The 5,009-nt window shown below is 38.3% G+C and carries 5 protein-coding genes; 4 read left to right on the top strand and 1 reads right to left on the bottom strand.

Annotated features, from left to right (window positions below; translation table 11 throughout):
• Positions 1 to 70: 70 nt before the first annotated feature.
• Genes LC586_RS39530 through LC586_RS39515 form a run of 4 tightly spaced genes read left to right on the top strand, consistent with a single transcriptional unit; the run spans position 71 to position 1,821 of the window.
• Positions 71 to 241, top strand: a complete 171-nt coding sequence (locus LC586_RS39530) for a hypothetical protein (RefSeq protein ID WP_229491234.1) — start codon at positions 71 to 73, stop codon at positions 239 to 241.
• On the top strand, positions 238 to 588 hold the full coding sequence (locus LC586_RS39525) for a hypothetical protein (RefSeq protein WP_229491233.1): 351 nt from the start codon (positions 238 to 240) through the stop codon (positions 586 to 588). The genes LC586_RS39530 and LC586_RS39525 overlap by 4 nt, the downstream gene beginning before the upstream one ends.
• Positions 548 to 1,600, top strand: a complete 1,053-nt coding sequence (locus LC586_RS39520; RefSeq protein WP_229491232.1) for a DNA methyltransferase family protein — start codon at positions 548 to 550, stop codon at positions 1,598 to 1,600. The genes LC586_RS39525 and LC586_RS39520 overlap by 41 nt, the downstream gene beginning before the upstream one ends.
• Before the next feature lie 14 nt (positions 1,601 to 1,614).
• Positions 1,615 to 1,821: a hypothetical protein gene (locus tag LC586_RS39515; RefSeq protein WP_229491231.1), complete on the top strand. Its 207-nt coding sequence runs from the start codon at positions 1,615 to 1,617 to the stop codon at positions 1,819 to 1,821.
• Between the two features lie 12 nt (positions 1,822 to 1,833).
• On the opposite strand, the gene LC586_RS39510 is transcribed toward LC586_RS39515, so the two are convergent.
• The gene (locus tag LC586_RS39510) at positions 1,834 to 4,821 is read right to left on the bottom strand and encodes a UvrD-helicase domain-containing protein (RefSeq protein ID WP_229491230.1); all 2,988 of its coding nucleotides are present in this window, start codon (positions 4,819 to 4,821) and stop codon (positions 1,834 to 1,836) included.
• Positions 4,822 to 5,009 lie beyond the last annotated feature (188 nt).

The raw sequence follows: 5,009 nt of genomic DNA, 5'->3' as shown, positions 1-5,009 counted from the left end.
AATTAGCCTAGTTTACTTGTTCATCAACACTGATAGCATTTACCAGTTTACTTAGTCTGAAAATAAACATTTGGCTTTCAAAGAACGGCTAGAAGAAACAATCGCTCCTTTTATAGGAGACAACAATAGAAATAAACATTTAGCCGACAAAATAACTCCTCAAGAAGCACATGACAAATGGCTGGCAAGAGAAATATCAACTACGGAATATTTAGCAGCAATTCCTGAAGTTGAATTATGAATCCAACAGAATTAAATATCACCAAAATCGAACTCACTTCTAACGGTGGTTGGACACTCAATATCCTCTCACGTCGGGTAGCAACTATTACTGATCCTTTGGGAAACCGGAAAACCAGCTATTTCGGGTTCGATACCAAAGAACAAGCTGAAAAATTTAGAGATTGGCTTGTAAGAAAAAACAAATGTAGTAGTGCAGTGATCCGTCACTCCGAACGATTAGCTACTGAATGGGAGGTAAAAACTTGGAATGTACCAACCTCCCTAATTCTTAAATGCGCCGTTAAAGATTTAAAGGAATCTAGCAATGCAACTATCTCTACTGAATCTGTCCTACAACGAAAATAACTCATCACTAGATATTTTCAATATTCCTAACTTAGAAAAAGCAGAAGCTCTCCGTAATTTAGCCGCTTCCATGCAGTCAAGAATTGACCAAAAGAAAAATCCTGCCATTGGGAATCAAAGGGCAACAAAGCGCCGTAAAACCATAGCTCAAGGCATAATCCAAGAAGGAATTGAACTTGAGATTATTCAGTCTTGGCTATTTGCGATCGCACAAATGTGGGAAGTAGGAAATATCCCACCAATACTACGCGGTATATCTCGTAAATCACAGGTGGAAGTGCTATTTAGGATTTCTCAAAGTGGAGAAACTAGCCAGAAAGTCCAAGAAATACTAGAAGGCGAATATTACCAAGACTGGGTAAAATCTCTCAGTCGCGCGGGGTTAAATACATTGGGCGAAATCATATCAGCAATAACAGAAATTAAACAGGTAGTAAAACCTGAAGCAATTGATACTACCAAGCAACAACTTAATAAGCTTGAGTTAGAAATCATTGGCATGAAATCTGGAGATTTCTTTCCTACTCCCAAACCAGTCTGTCAACGACTTGTTCAACTGGCAGATATTGAACCAAATTGGCGAATTTTAGAGCCTAGCGCTGGTAGCGGAAATATTGTTGAGTATATCACTCAAACTTACCCAAATGTTCAACTAGAGGTAGTTGAGGTGAATTACAACCTACGACAAATTTTAGAACTCAAAGGATTTAATCTCGTAGGGAAAAACTTTTTGGAGTTTAACCCCAGTCATTTATACAATGCCTGTATCATGAATCCTCCATTTTGCGAACTTGTCGAGCATATCTATCAAGCTTGGAAGTTAATTATATCAGGTGGTGTATTAGTTTCAGTCGTACCTGAGTCGGTTTTCTTCAACCGGAAGTATCAAAGCTTCAAAGAGTGGCTACAGAGCAATAAGAGCTATGTCGAGTTGGTAGATAAAGATGCCTTTTTGAGTTCAAATAACCCTACAAATGTAGCTACTAGAATCGTCAAAATAATTAAACCATAGTGTACTACAAACGTATGGCGTACTGCCAAATTGATGAAACTAGGTATGTCACGTACATCTTCCCTAAATGGGGAAAGTATCTGAGATACAAAATTCTTACACAGCAAGAATTAGAACTAGCAGTGAGTAAGTGCAAGCTTGCTGGTTGGAAAGTCAGTAATGTCACCAAACTTACTAATAAAATGCTTGAAATTCAACCCCAACGAACCGCGAAGTCTTAAATAACTTCTTGATTACAATGCTTCTTCCACCTCAAAGTAAGGTAAAACAACATAGTGGTGATCCTCATGTACTTGTTCACCCGCATTTAGAAAAAACTTATCATCTCGCTCAACACGAAAGATCGTATGACTCCTCACAGCTAAATGTTTATTGACATTAAGATGTTTCTGTAGCTGCTCTTTTCCTTTATTAGAGAGAACAGCTACAACACCTTTGCCACTATAATCTCTCAAATCTCTCCAGCAAACTTCATAGGGAGTAGAACCATTATTCTTAGGCATTAAGTAAAGTTGTCCCCATTCACGAGCATAAGCTTTTATCCGTTCACGCCCACATTGGTTTGTGACCATCTGCTCACTTAAATATAAGTCTCTTGGATCTAGAAACCATTGATAGCGAATACTGTGAGGTCTATTAATTGGATCTACTTGAACATTCTGAATATATTGATTGGCTTGAGAAGAATTCATACTATTCAAAACATCAAATAATATTGGGTGTCTTGAATTACTCTTCTTGCTGAAAAGTATATATAATTCTTCCTTGGCTCTTGTGAATCCTACGTACAACTCCCTAGCACGACTTTCTAGCTTGTTGCCATCTATAAAACCATCTTCCAACAGAAAAACGTGACTAAATTCTGAACCTTTGGCACTATGGAAAGTTGATAAAACTACCTGTCCAGGTCGTACAGGACGAGCTTCTTCTAAAAGGTATACCATATCCTCTTGAGTCATCTGTGAACAGCCGCTCAAAGCCTGTATCAATGATGACCAAGCAGCATCGCTATCGCTATAACCTAAATCTTGGCGTAAGTATTCAAGATGGGCTTGGGGGTTAGAAACATGCAAATTAGGTTGTTTCCGTAATCGTTGGAGGACTGCTTGACCTACAAGGCTCTTGGCAGGTCGCAAATCATCTTTTGTGTTGTATAACTGGTAGGCAATATCTTGGTCATTTCCCCAACGATGTCGCAAAACGTGCTGTAAAAAACGCAGGTCTTCCCAGCGATGTGCTAAAACTGCTATTTTTTCTTTCGGAATTTCACCAGGTTGAGTCAAGATATCCGCTATTTTTTCCGTAATCCACTCAGCTACATCGTACAAATGTTCATACTCGCCCCAAAACACTTTTCCGGGCTGCTGAGTGTTGACAGCCTGTATTCTTGAGTTGACTCCCTTGAGTCGGTTTTCTGGAGCGATCGCCTTTTCGATAAAATAATTAGCAAACTCAACAATAGTTGGGCGAGAACGATAATTTTGCACTAAAGGAATCACATCTTCTTGTGGTACGTGGTAATCTTGACGGAAATGGCGAATAAACTCAACACTTGCACCATTCCACTCAAACAAGTTTTGATCATCATCACCCACAGCCATTAAGAAGCTTTTTTGGCTTTCGTCTTCATCCTGACTGTCAAAACCAGCCAAACGTGTAATTATTTGGTAGTGCAATTCATTTACATCTTGATACTCATCCACCAATATATATTGGTATCCAGGATGGTTTTCTTTGAGATGGATAATAGCTTGCTCTAACAACCATCTAAAACGCGCCTCACCTTGAATTCCTTGGGGAACATCACCACTTTTAAGCCCTGTCAGTTTAGCTGCAAGTGCATGAAAAGTTAAAGCATCTATCAGCGTTCCACGCTTACCTAAAAGTTGGTGCAGCCGTTTCCGCACTTCAGCTGCTGCTGTACGATTGTAAGCTAAAACTAGAATACGTTCTGGTGGAACACCTTTCGCTGATACCAAATAAGCTACACGACTTACAATTGTGTGAGTTTTACCCGAACCGGGCCCCGCCAATACCAATAATGCACGACTTTGATCGTCTGTAACAATTCGCTTTTGGGTTGGATTGAGATTTTCTAAAATCTTTTCCACAATTGGTGGATTCTCACGTATTTTTTCGTAACGTTGAGAAAATTCATCCAAAGAGAGGTTAAAGTAATCTTCTAATATGTGGATTAATTCTGGTTTACCTTGCATTCCAGCCTCTAAGACTTGGCGCATAATTTGAATGCGTATATCTCGCTGTGCATAGTGTTCATTGAGAGGATCGTACACTTTTTTAGACCAATTTTTTCCCTCTACTCGAAGCAAATGATAAAGAATTAAATTACCTAAATCTCCTCTTCCCAAAACAACTACTCCTAGACGTTGCATGAAAGCTAAAACTTTCAAAAGGTCTAATTTTGGATATTCTTGAATATCGATGCGCGTTTCTAATTCTGCTAAATCTAGAAGTTGGCTATCTTCCCGCTTCCAGTTTTTGTCCTTAAATAACTTATCTAGAATGTTTTCAACATAGTCAATTTCTTGCCATTGTTTCTCCCAAATTTTGTTTGCGCTCTCTAACCACTGAGTTAGTGTTTCCTCTTGTTTCAGAAATAGGCGAGTGGTATCACGACTTTCTTTAGTGTAAGTAGCTAACTTTAGTTGAGTTAAAATCTTAAAACTATGTGCAATAGCTTTTTTACTTAATTTTTCTTCTAAAGCTTCTACGTGAAACAATATAGATTTTTCTTCATCTATTTCTGGTGATTCGGACTGGAGCCAATTCAAAAAGGCTTGAGTGCTTAATTTAAACTGTTTCAGCTTTTTATTAGATTGCTTTTCAAATTTAAAAGCGATTTTATATTCCCAATCTACTAAACCAACATTAACCAATTTACGCACAGTCTTAATCACAGATGGAGGCAAAATTCCCGTTACTAAAGATACCTCGCGTACATCTAGTTTAATACTACTTTGAGTTCTTCTAAAACCAATATCAAATAAGAACAAAGCTAATTTATTAGCATCACCGTTTAATTTACCAATTTCTTCTAAGTTAAGTTCCCGTTTCAAGTAAATATTCAGGTAGCAAGGACAAGATTCTCCTTCTCGTATCAATCCAGCTTTTTCCAAATAGAAGATAGCAACCCGTGCTTGAGTCTCTAATATTTCTAAATCTTCTGGCTCTTCTAAAGATAAAGGTTTCGCTAAATCCAAAGTACTTATCCAAGCGTCTTGAGTTTTTAGTCGGGGTCGAATTAAATCCCAGCAACTTTTGCTGACTTTTCACGGGATGTGGAAAAGGGGATTGGTTCGCGATACGTCGTCGCGAACCAATCCTTTGAACTTAAGATGATTTGCGTCCTCTAATATAAGGTGCTTGTAGTGTAGTATTTTGGGGTGCA

It is taken from the genome of Nostoc favosum CHAB5714, from assembly GCF_020829495.1.
Classification (GTDB): domain Bacteria; phylum Cyanobacteriota; class Cyanobacteriia; order Cyanobacteriales; family Nostocaceae; genus Nostoc; species Nostoc favosum.
Note: the sequence above shows the minus strand (reverse complement) of the source record. Positions and strands in the feature narration are given on the sequence as shown.

Excerpts from the sequence above, each read along its gene's own strand:
- LC586_RS39525 (WP_229491233.1), top strand. The coding sequence starts at position 238 with ATGAATCCAACAGAATTAAATATCACCAAAATCGAACTCACTTCTAAC.
- LC586_RS39520 (WP_229491232.1), top strand. The coding sequence starts at position 548 with ATGCAACTATCTCTACTGAATCTGTCCTACAACGAAAATAACTCATCA.
- LC586_RS39515 (WP_229491231.1), top strand. The coding sequence starts at position 1,615 with ATGGCGTACTGCCAAATTGATGAAACTAGGTATGTCACGTACATCTTC.